Below are 19883 nucleotides of genomic sequence, written 5' to 3'. Positions count from 1 at the left end.
ACGATCGCCTTTTAAAAAACAATATTTTACAATTTTCCGCAACACCCCATACGTTAAAAACTGATGTTTATGCCCAACAAAACATTTCTGGAAGGAGGTGTCAACGCATTATCTACAGGGTATTTAAAAGGGCTATTATTTCCAATGATCGACACATCAGGGTTTTGCCCTTTATATTTGGTCCATGTATATAAATTCTCGACGGTCACATATACGGATGCACTTCTGACATTCAACTTATCCAGAAATTTCTTTTGAAGTGTATATCGCAGTGTTACGGCTTGTAACCGGACATATGAAGCGTCCTGAACATAACGACTGGAGCCCAGCCAGTTATAACCTTTACGATACAATGCTCTTGGAATATCGGTTATATCCCCCGGATTACGCCACCTGGCCAGCACCGCAGTACTTTGATTATCGAATCCATACATATTAGTTGTATTCATATCGGCAGCATTTACGATGTCATAATCTAACTTATAATCAAAAAAGGTAATCAGCTTTAATCTATTCTTAAAAGTGACATTCAAGCCAAAACCACCGGTAATCTTAGGAAGGCCATTACCCAGGTATACCACATCTTTATCATCAATATTACCATCATGGTTAATATCGGCATACTTAGCATCGCCGGGCTGGAAAACATAGTCAACGCTAGGGTAATGAAATCTGGTATACAGTATATTACCATAAGGATCCAAAATTTTATTCCCTTTCGCATCTCTGGCAATCGTTTCTTCCTTGGTACTGTAAACGCCTAAGTATTTATAGCCGTAAAAAGAACCAAATGGGTTATTTACCTGCAGATAAGTTTTATAAATGCCATTTCCATCCAGGCTTTCAACATTCGTTCTGGGATAAAAGTCAGAAATTGATCTGATGACATTCTCATTACTAGCGAAGTTAAAGTCAACTCCCACTTCCCAATTTTTCGTTTTGACAGGAATCAAATTCAGCAAGGCTTCCCACCCCTGATTATCCATGGTTCCGACGTTTGCAGGCATAGAAGAAAAGCCAGTATAAGATGGAATTTGAAGACCATCATAAAACATATCCTCTATTCGATTACGATAAAATTCAAAATCCAGGCGGAATCTCTTTTTAAACATCCACAAATTGAATCCAATATTTGTACCTACCAGTGTCTGCCATTTCAGGTTAGTCAATTCAACATTTGTTGAATAGACTCCGGACTCTCCCATATAAGTATAATCATAGGGCGCATACGTGTTAAAATATTGCCAGATCGCTTTATTGGGAGGAGCAGACCCCGCTTGCCCGTAACTTGCCCTGAAACTCAAATCGTCAATGAAACTGCTGTACCTTTTCATGAACTTTTCACCGGAAAAGCGCCACCTGGCAGAAACGGAGGGAAAAAACCCGTACCGGTTATTAGGTCCAAACCGGGAATTGGCATCCATACGTAAGCCGGCATTCAGGATATAACGATCTAGCCATCCATATTGCGCCTGCAATAGAGTTCCGATGGACCTGGTTTCTGACCTGGTAGATGTCAGCAATGCTGAAGAATTCGTCGCCCTTGAGCCATTAAATGGAAACTGAAATTCTGATGAGGCCGTATTGGTAGTCAAAACGTTATAGGCATTTGATTTACTATCATTGGATTGCAAGGACAATAATGCCTGAAACTGGTGATTTCTATCATTAGCCCTGGGCGTATAAATAAAGTTAGTTTTTGTGGTTACACTATATGCATCTCCATCACTGGCTTTTGCCTGATTGACAACCGTTTCTGTAAGCGGTCTTCCTGTGGCATTCTGAGGCAAAAATGTGTGGGCACCGGAATTATTAATGTCAAACTGTACATCAAATGTGGCTAACAGAAGCCTGGGTATCATTTGATATTGCAGTTGAAATGCCGGAGTGATCCTGTCGCCATTCTGTTTGGAAATAGCATTCTTTGCTAAAGCCAAAGGATTATAAGTATGGGAATACTGCCCTTGAATATTCTCTTCCGGTGTAAAGTAATTCGGAGACCTGTTTCCAAAAATATCATACTCATAAATGCTCATATTGGGCATCTTATTATAAGCCACATTACGAATACTGGACAAATAATTCAACTTCCTATTCAGATGGGCATAGGTAAAATTCGCTCTGATGCGAATCCTTTTAGAAACATTGTAATCAAAATTAACTTTCGAAGTGATTCGGTCCAGGCCCGTCCCAATTGTGGTACCGTCCTGATGAAAAAAGCCGACAGAAGCATAATATTTAGCTTTCTCTCCACCGCCCGTCATGGAAACACTATGATCCTGAGAATATCCTGTCTGCGTGATCGCATCAATCCAGTTATTATTGTTACTATAATTATAATACCAATAGGGATCCAACGGATCGAAGGAGAACTCCTTATTTTCATTAATATTCAGCGGATTGCCGCCAGCATTAGCCACTTCTTCCGGTATCAGGGTAGCAAACTGATCCCCGCTTAATAAAGGGATGCTTTTGGGTTGTCTGGAATAAGTCCCCCTGAAAGAATAGGATAAAGCAGGCTTGCCTGTTTTACCTCGTTTTGTATTAATAACCAGCACCCCATTGGCTGCCTGCGAACCCCACAGAGCTGTAGCAGCCGCATCCTTTAAAACAGTAATATCCTGAATATCAGAAGGCGCAATATTCAACAGCTGTGCATACCCCTCCGCATCTGCGGTTCCGAAATTAAAATCCGGAGGTATCTCCGTATTGTATGGCATGCCGTCAACAACGATCAAAGGTTTGGAAGAGCCGTTAATTGTAGCCGTACCACGAATCTGTATATTTAATCCGGCACCGGGATCACCTGTTGTAACGCTCACATTCACGCCTGGCAGTCTTCCTTCCAATGCTGCTGCGATATTCGGCGTCGACAGATTCTCGATTTCCTTTTGCTGAATGGTGGCGGTAGCAAGTGTATTATCCCTATCTCTGATCTTCATACCGGTTCCGTTATCCACCAGATCATTATAAGCCGTAACTGAAACATCCGTAAGCGCTTCGGGCTCTCCATACAGATTAATAGTAATCTCAGTTTTATTCTTAATCTCGATAACAGTGGGTTTATAGTTAATAAAGGCCCCCGAAATCCGGTTATGTTCGGGATCATTTACCCGGAGGGCAAAATTACCATCAATGTCAGTAGCGGTTCCATTAATCGTACGGTCATCTTTATCGATCTCAGTGACTGTCGCTCCTCTAAGTGGCAGATGGGTATTCCCATCTAATACCCTACCGCGTATAATTGTCCGCTTTGCTCCATCCTGCGCCATAACGGAGTTGCTGCTGCATATTGCTATTGCAGAAAAAACAAGTATAACTGCTGCGAGAAAGAATTTTCCTATAATCCTAGTCATTCGTGTATATTTTAATTTTCCGCAAACGCGGCGAATATTTCATTGATAAAATGTAGCCCTCCTTTTCAGGACCAGTCTCTTATATGAATAAGCCTCCACCATACAACTGAACTATTCACTACTGGTTCTGAAATCAAGGACCTTATCGATACTGTGAATAATCGCCATATCACATAAGATGTTACTTTTGGCAACATTCATGTTGGCAACATCGCCCTTCATTCCGTAAATCTGCATACTCCCCACTGAATTAGCAATCTTTAGTTTAGTTGCGACCCCATCTAATGTTTGAAGCAGTGTAACAAAGTCCCCGTTCTTCTTCCCATCGGGGGCCACCATGTTCTTATTTAAAATGTTGTATTGGATAAAACTGATTACATTTTGTTGGTCCCCAAAATCTGAGGGGCTAAAGTCAGGTTCACCGGTAGTTTTGTCGCCGGGCAGCAGACCAGCCCTTACAGCGTCCATTATAGCAGCGTTGGTGGGAACAAATATCGTGTAAGGACTTCCGGCAGTCATACCTGTAATCGTACTGTCGGATTTACTCCATATACTTGATTTAACCAGATATTTGAAAAAATAACTGTAATCATCTGGATCAGATTCGGCCAGCCTGCCAAGATGCGCTCCTGTGGCTACTTCAGAGAATGTCAACAAACCTGTGGTGTACAGAACCTTCCCATTAAATGTCTGGGCAGTGCTATCAATACGTACCACGGTTCCATCATCCATATTTCCGCTGGCAAATAGTGTATTGTCCTTGTACCGGACATATTCTCCATTCCATGATTCAACGATACCTTCACCTGAAAGGTCATCCATTTCGCCGTTCATGGTTAAAAAAACGGAAGAGGCCAATATCCTGTTAACTCTTGCCTGCGACAATGACCCTCCGGTCTCCGTCCCGCCAGGTGGCTGGTATACCCATTCATCGCGATCAGTATTATAGCTATAGCCATTATTATTCAATACATCATTTGAAATCATGACCATCGTAAACTTTAAAGCCGGATTGATCAAAGAGAACTTAATATCCTGGTCCAATGCTTTAGTAATTAATGTATAATTCGGATCCAGGAACGGCTTTCCGTAAACAGTTCTGAAAACATTCGCCTGCTGTACCTTATTGATTCCATAAAAGAATCCATTACTGCACACTTTCTTGTCAACGATATCGGAAAGAGAGAAGGTGGGTGGTTCTGATGAGCTGTTGACTGAGCTGATTAAGTTACTTGGCCATGGGCCGGAAGTCCATAAGTGTGCATTCAGTAAGGCTACCAATACACTGACCGGAGCGGCTTCAAAGGTTTTATAATGTTGTAATATGGTTGCCTCATAAGGTATCAGCGCATCATTTGTAGGAACAACCATTCCATACCCATCTATCTGCGCATCCGTTCCTCCCAGCAAATAGTTCTCATTATTTGGCGAAAAGGCCAGCCCCAGCGCATTCCCGGCATCAAAATATTTAATATAAACAGAGTCCGGTTGTCCCGATAACGCATAGTTTCTCTGGGTTATCTCCGGATTGGACTGATAGGATACCACCATTGCCAGCAATCTCCGGAATTCACTATATTGATCTTTAGAATTCAGATAGTCATCTAAGTCAGGCAAAGGCATTATTACACGATCAACAATGTCTATTAACCCATTTTCTGCCGGGATATCGCTTTCAACCACAGAGGCTCCGGCAATATTAAATCCAGTGTATTTAGATTCCGGATAGAAAAAATTATAATCATAGGCGGACAACCCTTTAAAGGTGAAGAATTTATCCAGAAAATAAGGTAAATACTTATTATTATTATCTTCCGGAACAAAAAAGCCATTGGCATTTGAAGAAAGTATTAAAGAATCTCCATTTTTGTATACCCAGGAATAGTAAGCTGTTTTCCTTTTAAATGCGATACTGGTATCCGGTCCGGACGACTGTTGATAATCAGTCAAAGATTCCTTCCGGTAAGCATTATATATCAATGAATATTTCACGATCTTCTGCGCCATTACTGAATCGATACCTTCGTCTCCGCTTATTCCGTTATCCTTAAAGAATTTTTCGAACGCCTCGTCATTAGGAGCGATACATGTCCAGTAGCCACCATTGCTCAGTGTTTTCTTGTACCCGGATTTGTCGATACATTTCAGAAAATGAACAAAATTTCCTTTTTTTTGTAATACCTGATATATAGGTTGTGCCAGCGAATCCGGCCTGCCGTAATATTCATCCCAACTCTGTTTTCTGCAAGCCACTATACTTAAAACACAACAAATCAAAATCAAAATTCTTGTCCGCATCATTGTATTTAGTTTTTGATCATTCATTTTTTTCTGTTCAGGCAAAGTATTGCCAGCACTATAAAATAGCGTATATTTTTCACAAATAATAGACTTATTTTCTTATTAAACTATAATGTTATATCTCTTTTTAACGGTTAATACAATTCAGTATATTTTGTCTTTCAATTCTAAGAATAAACAGGTCGGGGTTTACCGTTGACTTGTCGTTTTAATTTTCAATGCTTCTCAAATTCGGGAAACTTATTCTAAGCATATTTTGATATTATCTGCAATAAGTTTTTGAGCTTCTTTTAATTATTTGCAAACAACTCACAAATAATTGTTAGCAATATTATGTTTTCTTTTAGTTTTAACCGTCCTGTACTGTGCTGCTTTTCGTCTATTCTTTAAATATTTTTGTTCTATTTTTAAATAGAACCTTGATTTATAATGTTTTATTATACAAACAATATTCTTATTTTTTTTAGAAAATAGAAAATTGATTTAATTTTTATTAACAATAAAATGCGCGCTTGCTACTATTTTACTGTGGGTGCCTACTTTCAGATAATAGATTCCGGGGATGAGGCTGGGAAGCTTGACTTTATATTCACGCGACCCACCATTCAATGGAGATTGATAAACAACTCTTCCGCTCGCATTATAGATTGATACTAAGGCTTTTCCTTCTATAGCTTTTTCAGTTCTCAACGTAATAGTACTTGTTCCCCTTGAAACTGGGTTTGGATATAAAATGACGCCTTCCTTCGCCTGTTTGCCACTCGGGGTCAGAGAAATAGCATCGCTATAATGAGGCGCTCCGCTGAGCACAATTTGAACCAATCTATAATATGTAAGCGTGTTAAGCGGTTCATTGTCAATAAAACGATAGGAGTACCCTTTCCGGTTTTCAGTATCATCATGCCCGCTGACAAAAGCTATTGTCTGCCAGCCCGGGATTCCATTCGGGCTTCTTTGAATTTCGAACCCTTTATTTCCGGTTTCATTGGCGGTTGCCCAATGAAGCACAGCCTTTCCATCCAGTATATGCCCATTAAAAGAGGAACTATAAATAGTTGATGACTGTGGAGTTATAGAGGACTCAGCATACCCCAGATCCGGCGCATTGCCATTATATTCCAGTCCGACATTCACCCCCTTATCGACAAGTTTATTGGTTTTCAAAGTTAGAAATTCAACTTCGGGCAGTCCACCATCCGTTTTTCTATCTGATGTCAGTTTTGTCGCATCCAGACTATTGAAGTCATGGTCGGTAACAGCTATCATTGGAGCAGAGAAAGAATTGCATGTATCCATGCTCAAAGTTTGATCCAGATTAACGATCTCAGCATCTGCTGTCCGCGGACTATAAGAAATATTATTTTTTAATACATGACCATAACCGGCAACTTCAATATTTTCATTAACAGATTTTCTGTTTACCATATCAAAATTGATATCGTTCTTATAGGCCGTATTATTGTAATAGAGGTTTCCCCCCAGATGATCATTGGCATAAAAACCGGCGCGTTTATTATTATAAGCTAAACAGTGCTCTATAACATGCTGTGGTATTGGGTCAGGGTATTTGGTAACTATGTCCTGCATGCCATATCCCCCTGTTTTGAAACCATTGCCGTCTCCACGAACCGTCAGCGACCCGTCCGGATTCTCTGAATAGCCGTTTTCAAACGCCCAACAGCTATCAAGAATTACAGAAGTGTAGGCGAAGCTGAGATCGAACCCATCATCGCTGTTGTGCCATGCCCTGCAGCCGATAATCTGGTTATTCTTACCTCCTGTACTGGACGGCTGGCACACAAAGCCATCTACCGCTCCTCCGTCAACATAATTATTAAAGGCATCACAATTATGGAGCAGATTGCCTATCCCTTGCGTAATATAGAAGCCATTGACCTGACCATCATGAACAGATAGGTTTTCGAAAATGTTATGGTTACCTCTGTTGTTACGAAATCCGGAAGCTTTATTTTCCCCGGACAGAGCTGTGTGAAGCCCTGTTACTTCGATATTTCTAAAGTAATAATAGCTACCCGTGACGTAGAAGGCATTTACCCCCTGACCTGCTGGCCTGACATCGGAAAAATCAAATACGGGGCGCTCATTTTTATATCCCCAGATATAGAAGTTATGATCAGGGCTGCCTTTTTGATTAAAAAAATTCACGTCAAAATATTTCCCTCCATCCATTGTTGCAGCCACCACGTCAGCAGCAACCTTGTATCTACCACCCCGGATAAAAACTGTATCGCCCGGCACAATTTTACCATTGGCAAACATAATTGTCGCAAACGGTGCTGAAATTGTTCCGTTATCATCATCGCTGCCGTCGGGTGCAACGAAATAGGTATGTGTGCCATCTGGATTTAAATTCGGATCCGTGGGTATAATGACAGGAGGAACAGTTGTCTCATGGTATCCTAAGTCGGGTGCAGCCCCGTAATAAGGAAAACCCAGGTCTTGCCCTTTGTCAATAAACTTATCTGTCCTAAGTGTCAGAAAATCTATCTCTGGCAATTGTCCTCCGGACTGCCTGGAGAGTTCCAACTGCGCCGCGTCAAGGCTATTAAAATCATCGTCGGCACCTAAAATAACAGGTTCTGTAAATGAATTATTTTCATCCGTACTTAGACTTTTATCAAGATTTCTTAAATCAGCACCTGTGCTTCTGGGAGCATAGGAAAGATTATTAATCAGGACATGATCATAGCCTGGAACATCGAAATCTTCCTCAGGAGATTTTCTATTCACCATATTAAAATTAGTTCCGTTCCGGTAAGCGGAATTATTCAAATAATAGTTTCCGCCCAGATGATGGTTGGCATAAAAGCCCGATGACTTGTTATAATAGGCAAGGCAATGTTCAACAATATGATGCGGGATAGAATCATGTGGATATTTTGTAACAACATCCGGCATACCGTATCCTCCGGATTTGAAACCATTTCCATCCCCCCTTGAGACCAGATTGCCTGCCGCGTCTTTAGAATAGCCGTTATAAAAAGCCCAACAGCTGTCAAAGGTAACGGCAGCATAGGCATTAATCAGATCGTAGCCATCGTCACTGTTAAGCCAGGCTCTGCAGCCTATAAATTTATTACCCATACCGGATTCCCGAGAAGGGTGACAGCCAAATCCGTCTACATTGCCTCCTGCGCCTCCTTCAGAGGTAACGTCGCAGTTGTTATAAGCGTCGCAATTCCGAACAATATTACCTATGCCATTGGTAAGATAAAATCCAATAGCCTGTCCGTCATGCATGGAAAGGTTTTCATATCTATTATAATTACCATCCTCGTTTCTAAAACATTCAGATTGAGTATGAGTCAGTATAGTCACCTGCACTCCTGTCACCTCAAAATTCTTAAAATAATAATAATCACCGGTAACGAAAAATGCTGTAACCCGCTGATTTGCTGGTTTAACTTCGGAAAAATCAAAGACCGGCCGTTCGCCTTTGTACCCCCAGATGCAGATATTCATGTTGGCGGTTCCAGCCTTATCAAAATAATTAATATCAGCATATAAGCCACTTTTATCGGTAGTAGCAGGAACTACCGCTGCAGGTATTTTATAATCACCACCCCGGATAAAAACAGTATCACCGGCAACAAGATTCCTATGTGCGCGCATCAATGTAGCAAAAGGGCTGGAAATTGAACCATTATTACTATCATTTCCGTCTGTCGCTATAAAATAGGTGTGCGTTCCGTCTGGATTCAATGTGGATTGTCCCGATACAGGGATTCCATTGGACAATAAATAAACTGCGATCAATAGTAAAATTCCTTTCATCGATTTTGAATTTTGTTTTATTAGAAAAGCAGTGATACAGTTGAATTCGTTTTCACGGGACTGACGGTCATCAGGCGGCTGTAATCAATTAACAATTGGTTTACTTACTAACGATAACTTCATAACGAAAATAAAATATCGGCTACGATCAACTGTCCTGTACCATCCTGCTCTATGGCATTTATTTACGCAACCGTTTCCGTAAGTAAATAGTCTATAAATTAATTCACAGTAAAATGGTTATCAATATATAAACGCAACAAAAATGCATGAAAAACGGTCAAATATAAAGTCAAATAGCCGGACTAATTATTTTATGTCCAATAGGCTGAAACTCCGTCATATTAAGCATTTGAGAAAAAATAAAGAAAAGAAAAATTTTTTTGAATAAAAATTATGTGCCCGTCAAAAAAAATTCTAAAGCTGCCAGATTTTTTCCCTTTTTTAAACTCAAAAATCAAATTCTGACACGCTACAATACAAAAAATTCAAACTATAGCGATTCATATAAGAATCATATATTCACATATAAAACAAAATCATGTACAACACATTTCATACAGGACGGTACAGGACGGACAAACCCTCGTTTGTTATTATTTTTACTCAGCTGCAAAAAACAAGCTAAATCAAATATCACCGCATGAACAGGATCCTTTATTGTCTTTTATCGTTTATTTTTTGTTCATTCACCCTCATTTCCTCAGAGGCTCAGTCAGTTATTTCCATTGCAGGCAAATGGTCATTTGCCATAGATCCAACCGATCAGGGTATTATTCAGAAATGGTTTGACAACACACTTAAGGATTCGGTATATCTACCAGGTTCCATGCTTGAAAACAACAAAGGCGACAAAGTATCCTTAAATACCACATGGACTGCCAGCATTTACGACAGTAGCTGGTATTTTAATCCACGAATGGCTAAATACAGAAACCAGGATATCCCTATGTTTCCTTTCTGGTTAACACCTAAATATCATTACACCGGTGCAGCCTGGTATCAAAAAGAGATTACCATCCCGGATTCTTGGCAAAACACACAAGTCAAATTATTTCTGGAAAGATGTCATACGGAAACCACCGTGTGGCTCGACAATAAACGTTTAGGCACCAGAAATAGTCTGGTCGCCCCACATGAGTACGACCTTTCAACAATAGCAACCCCTGGCAGACATATACTGACTATCCGTATCGACAACCGGCTTACAACCATTAATGTCGGTAAGGATTCCCACAGTGTCACCGACCAGACACAGGGGAACTGGAATGGCATTATTGGCAAAATGGAATTGCGATCAAACCCAATGACAGCCATCGAGGAGGTCCAGGTATATCCGGATATTGAAAATCACAGTGCCACGATTCATTTGTCTTTGTCGGGCAATATTGACAATGCAAAATCAATTGTGCTTTCAGCTAAAAGCTACAATAGCCCAAAACAGGACATTGTCAAGTCCTTAACCACAAAACTGATAAAAATTAAATCTAAGGACTCGATTCTTATTAATTATGACCTCGGCAAAGAGGTGCTGCTCTGGAGCGAATTTCACCCGGCGTTATATCAATTGACGGTCGTACTAATCAATAAAGACGGCACCCGATCCGAAAAACAGGTAAGCTTTGGAATGCGGGACTTTAATGTCAAAGGAAAGCAATTTGAAATAAACGGCCACAAGACTTTTTTGCGTGGAACGGTGGAAAACTGCGATTTTCCACTCACGGGCTATCCACCCATGGATAAAAAAGACTGGATCCGGATATTTAAAATCTGCAAAAGCTACGGATTAAATCATATGCGTTTTCATTCCTACTGCCCTCCGGAAGCAGCATTTGAAGCAGCCGATCTGGTAGGGATATATTTACAGCCAGAGGGGCCAAGCTGGGCCAACCACGGCACGTCGCTGGGAGACGGCAAGCCCGTGGATCAGTATATCTTCGATGAGACAGACAGGATGGAAAAATATTACGGTAACCACCCTTCCTATTGCATGTTGGCCTACGGCAACGAACCTCGGGGAGGCCATCAGGTTGAATATCTGACCAAGTTCATTCATTATTGGGAACAAAAAGACAGCAGGCGCGTATATACGGGTGCCTCTGTTGCTATGAGCTGGCCGATTGTTCCGGCCAATCAATACATGATTAAGTCCGGAGCCAGGGGGCTCTCGTGGAATCATCAGCCGGAGAGTTATTCCGATTATACCGATGCGATCAAGAAATACAATGTGCCTTATATTGCCCACGAAATGGGGCAATATTGCGTCTTTCCAGATTTCAGAGAAATCGGCCGGTATACCGGTCTCTATGAAGCCAGAAATTTTGAAATGTTCCGGGATATCCTAAAAGATCAGGGCATGGGCAATGAAGCGGGATCTTTTTTGATGGCTTCCGGTAAATTGCAGGCCTTATGTTATAAAAATGAGATAGAAAAATCCTTCCGCACACCGTTAAACGGCGGCTTCCAGTTACTGGCGCTTAATGATTATTCAGGCCAGGGAACAGCCCTGGTAGGCGTTTTAAATGTTTTTTGGAAAGAAAAGGGCTATACTGACGCAAACATATTTTCCAAGTTCTGCAACAGCACGGTACCGCTGCTTAAAACACATAGTTTTGTTTATACCAATGATGAGACCTTCTGGGGATCCGCAGAGATTTTCCATTATACCGAAACAGATATAAAGGGAGCGGATATTTATTGGAATATTGCCGATTCCTTAGGCAGGATCCTGCAATCGGGCGACTTTCACAAAGACATTATCGCGGGCACAAATACACCAGTCGGGGATATCAGTTTTGACCTTTCCACTATTCACCGGGCGCAACGGCTCGTTGTAACGCTGGGAATAAAAGGCACTTCCTATAAAAACAACTGGAACATATGGGTCTTTCCTAAAGATCTGCCCAAGCTGGATATAAGTTCCATTTACTACACGACCAGACTCGACAGCAAAGCTGAACAGGTATTGAATGCAGGGGGTAAAGTCTTTTTAAATGTTGCCGGTGAAGTCGTCAAAGGCAAAGAAATCGTACAACATTTCTTACCAGTCTTCTGGAACACCTCCTGGTTTAAGATGCGGCCACCGCATACAACCGGCTTTGTTTTGGATCCCAAAAATCCAGCATTCCGAGACTTTCCAACATCTTATCATAGTGACCTCCAGTGGTGGCAACTGGTAAACAGAGCTCAGGTGATGCATCTGGAAGATTTCCCGAAAAATTTCAGGCCATTGGTTCAGCCCATCGATACCTGGTTTTTAAGCAGAAGGCTGGCCAGCCTGTTTGAAGCAAAAGTGGGTAAAGGAAAAATAATAGTCAGCAGTTTAAACATTAAGGGAAAAGAGCCATCCAATAACCCGGCAGGTCAACAGCTTCTTTATAGTCTGGAAAAATATATGTTATCGCCGGCATTTAATCCCAAACAGCAAATAGGCCTACAATTAATAAAAGACTTAATAACAAAGCCGTCAAAATTCACGTTTGACCCGTTTGCGAGAGATAGCCCGGATGAACTCAAGCCGAAGGCAGATCTCACCAAATAATTAATCAGGGCAATACTAAAAACAAAGGCGATACCGCAAAAACAATTCATTCACATATTTAAAATAACTTCCAGTATGCAAAGGTTTTCAAACTTTACCAGGGCCGCAGCCGGTCTTCTTTCATTAGCTATGATGGCACCAGGGCTGACAAAGGCGCAGGCGACACATGATAAGCAGGCATCATCAATTTCAAACAAATCAGCCATTGTCAAAACATTACGGGTTGCCAATAATTATTTTATGGATAAGTGGCAGGACGTAGGTAAAATCATCTATGTTCCGTCTAAAAAGAAAAGCTGGCCCAGTCATATCTGGACAAGAGCAGTATATTACGAAGGGTTAATGGCCTTCCATAAAATCGATCCGAATCCAACATATATTAAATATGCCATGGACTGGGGCAATGCACATCACTGGTCACTTAGAGATGGAAATACAACCAGAAATGCCGACAACCAGTGTGCTGGACAGACTTATATTGACCTGGCCATTCTTAAAAAAGATACTGCGCTGATGTCCAATATCAAAGCCACCATTGGCAACATGCTCGCTACTGACAAAATAGACGACTGGTCTTGGGTGGATGCCATTCAGATGGGAATGCCTGTATTTGCCAAACTGGGAAAAATCACGGGAGATCAGAAGTATTACGACCGAATGTGGCAAATGTATCATTATACCAGAAGTGAGCTGAACAAAATCGGACTGTTTGACACGAAAACCGGTTTATGGTGGAGAGACAAAGATTTTATGCCTCCGTACAAGGAACCTAACGGTGAAGACTGTTACTGGAGCCGGGGTAATGGCTGGGTTGCGGCAGCTTTGGTGCGCGTCCTGAACGAGTTGCCCAAAAATGCCCCCCATTATAAGGACTATCTTCAGGACTATATAATGATGATGCACGCCATTTTAAAATATCAGGACCCGAAAGGATATTGGAATGTAAGCCTTGCAGATCCGACACATTTCGGCGGGAAGGAACTTACGGGAACAGCCTTATTTACCTATGCGATGGCCTGGGGCGTAAACAATGGATATCTCAAGAAGGCCAGGTATCTCAAACCCATCAGCCTGGCATGGCAGTCACTGGTCAGCTGTGTTCACCCCAACGGCTTTCTGGGTTATGTTCAGGGAACCGGAAAGGAACCTAAAGACAGCCAGCCAGTCGGCTATGATCATCAACCTGATTTTGAAGATTTTGGACTGGGATGTTTACTCTTAGCCGGTTCTGAACTCTATAAATTAAACTAAACATATTTAAGCGTTACTGCTATGGCTAAAGTTGCGACAAAAATGAAGCTTTACAAAGGCTTCGTAGCGGAATATAAAAAACGTCATAATCCGATATGGCCGGAACTGGCGGCTCTGTTAAAATCATATGGCATCAGTGACTACTCCATATTTTTAGATGATGAGACAGATATACTTTTTGCGATTCTCACCGCTGATGACCCTGATAAATTGGAAGGGCTCCAAACCGAAGAGATTATGCGAAAATGGTGGACCTACATGAAGGATCTTATGGAAACAAACGATGACCATTCTCCCGTTAGCGTTCCACTTGTAGAAATGTTCTATATGCCCTAAGACTGTTCAACGGAAAAGAACCGTTCATTCTATTAAACCATGGCAAGAGGCGCGATTGTATCTGAATATGGCGCCTCTTTTTGTTAAATACCAACTCTGTAAACAATAAACGTACAGAAGATGAACCTGACTAATTCCAATCTACCCCCATTATTCAAATTTCATTGGATCAAATCTATTTCCTTAAAATGCATCCTTTTATTTTGGCTGGCCGTTTTAGTTTCCTCCATTGAATCAGTCTATAGCCAGATTAGACCTATTCACAATGACCAGTTCTGGTACACTGGCTCGGGCGCTCCCATCTATAGCCAGGGCGGCGGCATTTTCCGTTTTAAGGATCCCGAAAATGGGAAATTGAAATATTACTGGTATGGTGTACATTATCAGCAGGCTGATAGATATCTTAAGGACCCCTCTCGAACACAGCGCGGAAGTAGCTTTCAATCAGTGACCTGTTATAGCTCTGACAATCTGGTTGACTGGAAATTTGAGGGGGATGTATTGACAAAACAGGCTCTAAGCAGAGAAAGGCTGACTTGGGTTGGCAGGCTGGGAGTGGCGTACATCAAAGAACTAAGCAAATATGCGATGTTCGTCCAGCATGGCCGTTATGTACTCATTACAGTAGCTGATCAACCCAATGGCCCATTTAAATGGTACCGGCAAATCAATATGCAGCCACTGATCGGTACGACCAACACCGGGGACCAAACTGTTTTTACAGACGATCAAACCGGAAAATCATATTTAATATACTCTTATGGCCGCGGCAGAAACAGAATTTACGTTTCCGAAATCGGCGTCAAGGACGGAAAGATCGGCCTTTTGGATTGCACGGAGGTCTATCACGGTGCCGGTCGGGAAGGCAATTGTATGTTTAAATATAAAGGCAAATACTACATGTGTGCCTCTAACCTCTATGGGTGGGACGGTTCTTACGCCTATTATCTTGTGGCAGACAATATACGGGGGCCTTACAAACCAACGAACAATATGCGTATTATGTCGGGAGCCGAGTCGGATTACGCGCACGTATCACAAACCGGCTTCTTTGTTACGATTTATGGCAGCATACAGCAAACAGTGGTTTATTGCGGAGACCGCTGGGCTGATTTTGCGGGCAATGGCCTAGGGTACAATCAGTGGTGTCCACTATCGTTTTATGACGATCAGCCAGAGTTTAATTCATTAAATTCATGGCAACTGGATGCGGGCACAGGACTGTGGAAGGTAGCGGGCGACAACAATTATATTAAAAACGGAAGCTTTGAAGCGGACAGGCGAAAAATACCCAGCCCGGTAAAGCCCGTGCAGCAACAGCTACTGGGCTGGAGCAGCAAAGTCATCAAAGGGTCACCGATTAAAATCGGCGATAAAAATTCACCGGAACTGAACCATTTTAACGACAGCATAGAGCGAAAAACCGTTATCGGAGAAAAGAGCCTGAATATCAGTGACCAGGTACCCTTTGAGCGCAAAGTGTCTCAGGTCATTAAATCCACGCGCGACGTTCCACTAAAAGATGGCTCCTACGAGCTATCGGCGAAAGTAAAAGCCGGAGGTGCATTCCGGAAATTAACCATGTATGTAACCGTTAATGGTAAAACCAGGGCAGTTTCGATTTACAGGCCAGACTCAACCTGGCATACCTACCACGTGCCCGAAATAAAGGTCGATTCAGGACAAGTCGAAGTGGGGTTCTACGCTGACGGAGCAGCTAATGGCTGGTGTCTGGTAGACGACGTTGCGCTGGTCAGGACGGATAAATAATCTATTACAAAAATGGCAATATGAAATATACTTTCCTTTTTATTTTTATCCTCGTGTTCACATTCGTATCAAAAATACAGGCACAAAAGACGCAACGGCCCTATCGTGCCATCTACTCGGGTGTCCCCTGGTTCGACAACAGGGATAGCATCCTCAGCGCACACGGCGCCAATATCATCAAAGACGACGACGTGTACTATCTTTTTGGCGAAGTACACTCAGATACCAGTAACGCATTTGCCGGGTTTAATTGTTACGCGTCAACTGACCTGTATAACTGGGCATTTAAATCGGCGGCACTAAGACCACAAAAAACCGGAAAATTAGGCCCTAACCGCGTCGGAGAACGCCCGAAAGTCATGAGGTGCCCTGCTACCGGAAAATATGTGATGTATATGCATGTCGATAGCCTGAACTATAAAGACCAATTTGTCGGCTACGCAACAGCAGACAAAATTACGGGGCCCTATGATTTTAAAGGTCCCCTGCTTTTTGGCGGGAAACCCATCAGAAAATGGGATATGGGTACCTTCCAGGATACAGACGGCAGCGGTTACATTTTGATACACGGTGGCCATATCTATAAATTGTCGGACGACTATACTTCTGTTGTCGCACATGTCAACAAATCGATGACCTCAGGCTTTGAGTCTCCTGCTTTATTTAAAAAAGACAACATCTACTTCTTTTTAGGTTCCAACCTCACCAGCTGGGAGAAAAACGATAACTATTACTTTACCGCAAAATCGTTGAGCGGCCCGTGGACAAAACAAGGCTTATTTGCACCGAAAAATACATTGACCTGGAACTCACAGACAACATTTGTCCTTCAGGTAAACGGCTCGGAAGATACGGCCTTTATTTATATGGGTGACCGGTGGTCTTATCCAAAACAGGCCTCTGCCGCCACCTATGTATGGCAGCCCATGGCTGTCCACGGAACCAAAATTTCAATCCCGGAGCTTCAACAAGGCTGGACGGTCAATCTACGTACGGGGCAGGTTGGCCATTTATCTCCAAATAATCAGCGCATTTCCAACCAAAGCCGGCGTATACTATACAAGGGTAACTGGCATCAAGACACAACCGGTGGAATGTGTTCTGACCAAAAAGGCGACAGTTTTCAGATTCAGTTTACAGGAACCCGGATCGCGTGGTCCGGACACTCATCCCGCAAAGGAGGTTATGCCAAAACTGTTATTCACGACAAAAACGGAAGCATTCTATATTCAGCTATTATCGACCTGTACTGCCTCTACCCAGACAAGGCGATTAAGTTCATCAGCCCCGGCATGCCAAAAGACACCTATCACCTCACAGTAACGGTGCTGGGCGTACATCCCAGTTGGTCGGACAAAAGGAGATCAGACTACGGAAGCACCGGAAATTTTGTTAGCCTGGACCATTTAAGTGTTACACCTTAGGCAGCAACTGCTTATAATGTTCTCAATACCACGATTCCATGCCTGGGTATCAAAAATTCGGAGGCATTTTTCAGCTGTCCCAGGTCTCCATGCAACCAGAGATCCGGGCATTTTGTTTCTTTCCTGACGCCGACGACCACCAGCGGTAATCGTTTCTATTCATCATCAAAAACTTGTAATGATTGTGGTTGGATAAATCAAAATTTAAAGCTTTCTGACAGAGAATGGACTTGTAGTTCTTGTGGTGTTGTACACGACAGAGATGTTAATGCGAGTATAAATATTCGAAAAGAAGGTTTGAAAATATATGGGCAGGGACTGCCTATTACAAAGGTGGAGGATAGATCAGACTACTCAGGTAGCACGTCCCTTGAAACCCGAAGCCCCACCCATCGCTTTAGCGTGGGTGGGTAGTTCACTTACCTAATATAATTTTTCATCGTTACTTTCATAATCAAACCAATCAAAGCGGGCGCTTTCCGTAGATGGATAACCGCCGGAACTTGCATAAATACCGATACCGGGACCGTTAAAACGATTGAACGTATTATCGGTGATCGGTGTAATGGATTGTATCTTCCCAAGCGTGTTCATATGGTCAACCGTCCGACCATAACTGAATCTCAGTTCAGTTTTATTGGCGGTGACACGTAGCAGTATCTCATCATAGTTATAAGCCGCTTTCGCTATGACCGATTTGATGCCCCGATCTTTTTTTATCACCAATACGCTATCTTTCGTTTTTACCAGGCTAAAATAGCCATCGGCCGTCCGGTAGAGAATCATACCCGCCTGCCCGTAAGCGTTTCCAACCGCAAAATTCATCCTGGTCGTCGCAGTAAAACAAAAATCCTTCACTTTTTTTAAAAACAGCGACCTGCCTTTCAAGCTATCGGCAGTCGGGCCTGCCAGTGGCAACCGGCAGGCACCGGCCTGAATAAACCGCCCGATCATCTCTTCATTTCCCGGCGCATACCAGCCAGCATCAGCATTCTCCGGCCCATCAAAATCATCCTTTCCAGTAGCCATAGGCACGGGCGTCCATGGAAGATCAGGCCTCGGCTGATCTTCCATGCGCACACGGCCAAAACCTGGATTAAAAATGGGTGTACCGTTTTCAAAATCGACTTTACACAAAAAGGTCTCTCTGGAGAGGGGATCAACCCCGCCGATCATTCTTTTGCCCAGGCATACGGCAAACCAGTCGCCACGTTGTGTCTGCACCAAGTCAGCATGTCCAACCGCCTGAACAGGGTATTTACTGCCCATTTGCCGGTGCGACAGCACCGGATTAGTCAGATCAGCTTCATAAGGCCCCCAAAGCGAATCACTATGGAAGACCGTCACAGCGTGGTGTTCATCCGTACCCCCTTCAGCGGTCATGAGCAGATATTTTCCATTGATCCGGTAAAGGTGCGGCGCTTCTGTGTAAGCCGCATTGGATGCGAATCCATAGGTCAGGATTTTACGCTTACCCACCAATTTCCCCTTTTTTAAATCCAGCTGCTGCATCCAAATGGCAGTTTGATGCGTCCAAGACTTCTTAAATCCTTCCCATTGATTTCCGATGTAATAACATCTTCCGTCCCTGTCCCAAAATAATGACGGATCCACGCCATCGGCACTTTTTAGCCATACCGGATCCGACCAGGGCCCCCGGGGATCTTTAGCCGTGATATAAAAATTACCGCCACCGTGAGAGCAGTTAGTAATAAGATAATACGTTCCGTCATGGTAACGAATGGTTACCGCCCAGATTCCGTCATTATCACTTAGCCCTCCCAGCTTTACCATCCCCATACGATCGATGCCATGGCCGATCAATTCCCAGTTGACGAGATCCCTACTATGATAGACCGGAATACCCGGGTACCAGGTAAAGGAAGAAGTGACCATATAATAGTCGGCACCGACCCTACAGATGGAAGGGTCAGGGTTAAACCCGGTTAATACCGGGTTCTTAAACGTCGCGGGCGGGTTCTTTGCAACCGTCTGCGCCATCAGTGCGTTGTTACTCGCTAAAAAACAAACAGCACCGATAATGACAGTCCGTGCGGCAATGAGCACCCTGGCCTTGAAATCAGACTTTTTAAAGATCATATTGGATAT

Annotated in this window: 10 protein-coding genes; 6 read left to right on the top strand and 4 right to left on the bottom strand. The window is 42.8% G+C overall.

The genetic code is table 11. The features are described 5' to 3' along the window. Window positions 1–53 precede the first annotated feature (53 nt). The 3 genes from K9M52_RS09930 to K9M52_RS09920 all read right to left on the bottom strand — a co-directional run bounded on the left by K9M52_RS09930 (window position 54) and on the right by K9M52_RS09920 (window position 9452). The gene (locus tag K9M52_RS09930; RefSeq protein WP_224068270.1) at window positions 54–3356 is read right to left on the bottom strand and encodes a SusC/RagA family TonB-linked outer membrane protein; all 3303 of its coding nucleotides are present in this window, start codon (window positions 3354–3356) and stop codon (window positions 54–56) included. 111 nt (window positions 3357–3467) lie between these two features. Continuing rightward, window positions 3468–5657 carry a fasciclin domain-containing protein gene (locus tag K9M52_RS09925; protein WP_224068269.1) on the bottom strand — a complete coding sequence of 730 codons (2190 nt, stop codon included), beginning with the start codon at window positions 5655–5657 and terminating at the stop codon, window positions 3468–3470. Between the two features lie 483 nt (window positions 5658–6140). Next, window positions 6141–9452, bottom strand: coding sequence for a right-handed parallel beta-helix repeat-containing protein (locus tag K9M52_RS09920; protein WP_224068268.1), 3312 nt, complete (start codon window positions 9450–9452; stop codon window positions 6141–6143). A gap of 643 nt (window positions 9453–10095) precedes the next feature. Here K9M52_RS09920 and K9M52_RS09915 point away from each other — a divergent pair. The 6 genes from K9M52_RS09915 (at window position 10096) to K9M52_RS19075 (ending at window position 18188) form a co-directional block, all read left to right on the top strand. Further along, window positions 10096–12993: an exo-beta-1,4-galactosidase gene (locus tag K9M52_RS09915; protein ID WP_224068267.1), complete on the top strand. Its 2898-nt coding sequence runs from the start codon at window positions 10096–10098 to the stop codon at window positions 12991–12993. A gap of 75 nt (window positions 12994–13068) precedes the next feature. Beyond that, window positions 13069–14244 carry a glycoside hydrolase family 88/105 protein gene (locus K9M52_RS09910; RefSeq protein WP_224068266.1) on the top strand — a complete coding sequence of 392 codons (1176 nt, stop codon included), beginning with the start codon at window positions 13069–13071 and terminating at the stop codon, window positions 14242–14244. 21 nt (window positions 14245–14265) lie between these two features. Further along, window positions 14266–14580 carry an L-rhamnose mutarotase gene (gene rhaM, locus K9M52_RS09905; protein ID WP_224068265.1) on the top strand — a complete coding sequence of 105 codons (315 nt, stop codon included), beginning with the start codon at window positions 14266–14268 and terminating at the stop codon, window positions 14578–14580. Between the two features lie 120 nt (window positions 14581–14700). After that, a complete protein-coding gene (locus tag K9M52_RS09900; protein ID WP_224068264.1) occupies window positions 14701–16350 on the top strand; it encodes a family 43 glycosylhydrolase in 1650 nt (549 codons plus the stop codon). A 20-nt stretch (window positions 16351–16370) separates the two neighbouring features. Then, window positions 16371–17774 carry a family 43 glycosylhydrolase gene (locus K9M52_RS09895; protein WP_224068263.1) on the top strand — a complete coding sequence of 468 codons (1404 nt, stop codon included), beginning with the start codon at window positions 16371–16373 and terminating at the stop codon, window positions 17772–17774. 33 nt (window positions 17775–17807) lie between these two features. Further along, window positions 17808–18188 (top strand): zinc ribbon domain-containing protein, encoded by a 381-nt coding sequence (locus tag K9M52_RS19075; RefSeq protein ID WP_317197285.1) that lies wholly within the window; start codon window positions 17808–17810, stop codon window positions 18186–18188. A 9-nt stretch (window positions 18189–18197) separates the two neighbouring features. Here the strand turns inward: K9M52_RS19075 and K9M52_RS09885 are convergent, their stop codons facing one another. After that, entirely contained in the window at window positions 18198–19874 is a 1677-nt protein-coding gene (locus tag K9M52_RS09885) for a glycoside hydrolase family 43 protein (RefSeq protein WP_224068262.1), read from the bottom strand. Window positions 19875–19883 lie beyond the last annotated feature (9 nt).

The sequence above is a fragment of the Arachidicoccus terrestris genome (assembly GCF_020042345.1).
Taxonomy (GTDB): Bacteria; Bacteroidota; Bacteroidia; order Chitinophagales; family Chitinophagaceae; genus Arachidicoccus; species Arachidicoccus terrestris.
Note: the sequence above shows the minus strand (reverse complement) of the source record. Positions and strands in the feature narration are given on the sequence as shown.

Coding starts and splice junctions, on each gene's coding strand:
- K9M52_RS09900 (WP_224068264.1), top strand. CDS start 14,701: ATGAACCTGACTAATTCCAATCTACCCCCATTATTCAAATTTCATTGG.
- rhaM (WP_224068265.1), top strand. CDS start 14,266: ATGGCTAAAGTTGCGACAAAAATGAAGCTTTACAAAGGCTTCGTAGCG.
- K9M52_RS09885 (WP_224068262.1), bottom strand. CDS start 19,874: ATGATCTTTAAAAAGTCTGATTTCAAGGCCAGGGTGCTCATTGCCGCA.
- K9M52_RS09895 (WP_224068263.1), top strand. CDS start 16,371: ATGAAATATACTTTCCTTTTTATTTTTATCCTCGTGTTCACATTCGTA.
- K9M52_RS09930 (WP_224068270.1), bottom strand. CDS start 3,356: ATGACTAGGATTATAGGAAAATTCTTTCTCGCAGCAGTTATACTTGTT.
- K9M52_RS09920 (WP_224068268.1), bottom strand. CDS start 9,452: ATGAAAGGAATTTTACTATTGATCGCAGTTTATTTATTGTCCAATGGA.
- K9M52_RS09925 (WP_224068269.1), bottom strand. CDS start 5,657: ATGATGCGGACAAGAATTTTGATTTTGATTTGTTGTGTTTTAAGTATA.
- K9M52_RS09915 (WP_224068267.1), top strand. CDS start 10,096: ATGAACAGGATCCTTTATTGTCTTTTATCGTTTATTTTTTGTTCATTC.
- K9M52_RS09910 (WP_224068266.1), top strand. CDS start 13,069: ATGCAAAGGTTTTCAAACTTTACCAGGGCCGCAGCCGGTCTTCTTTCA.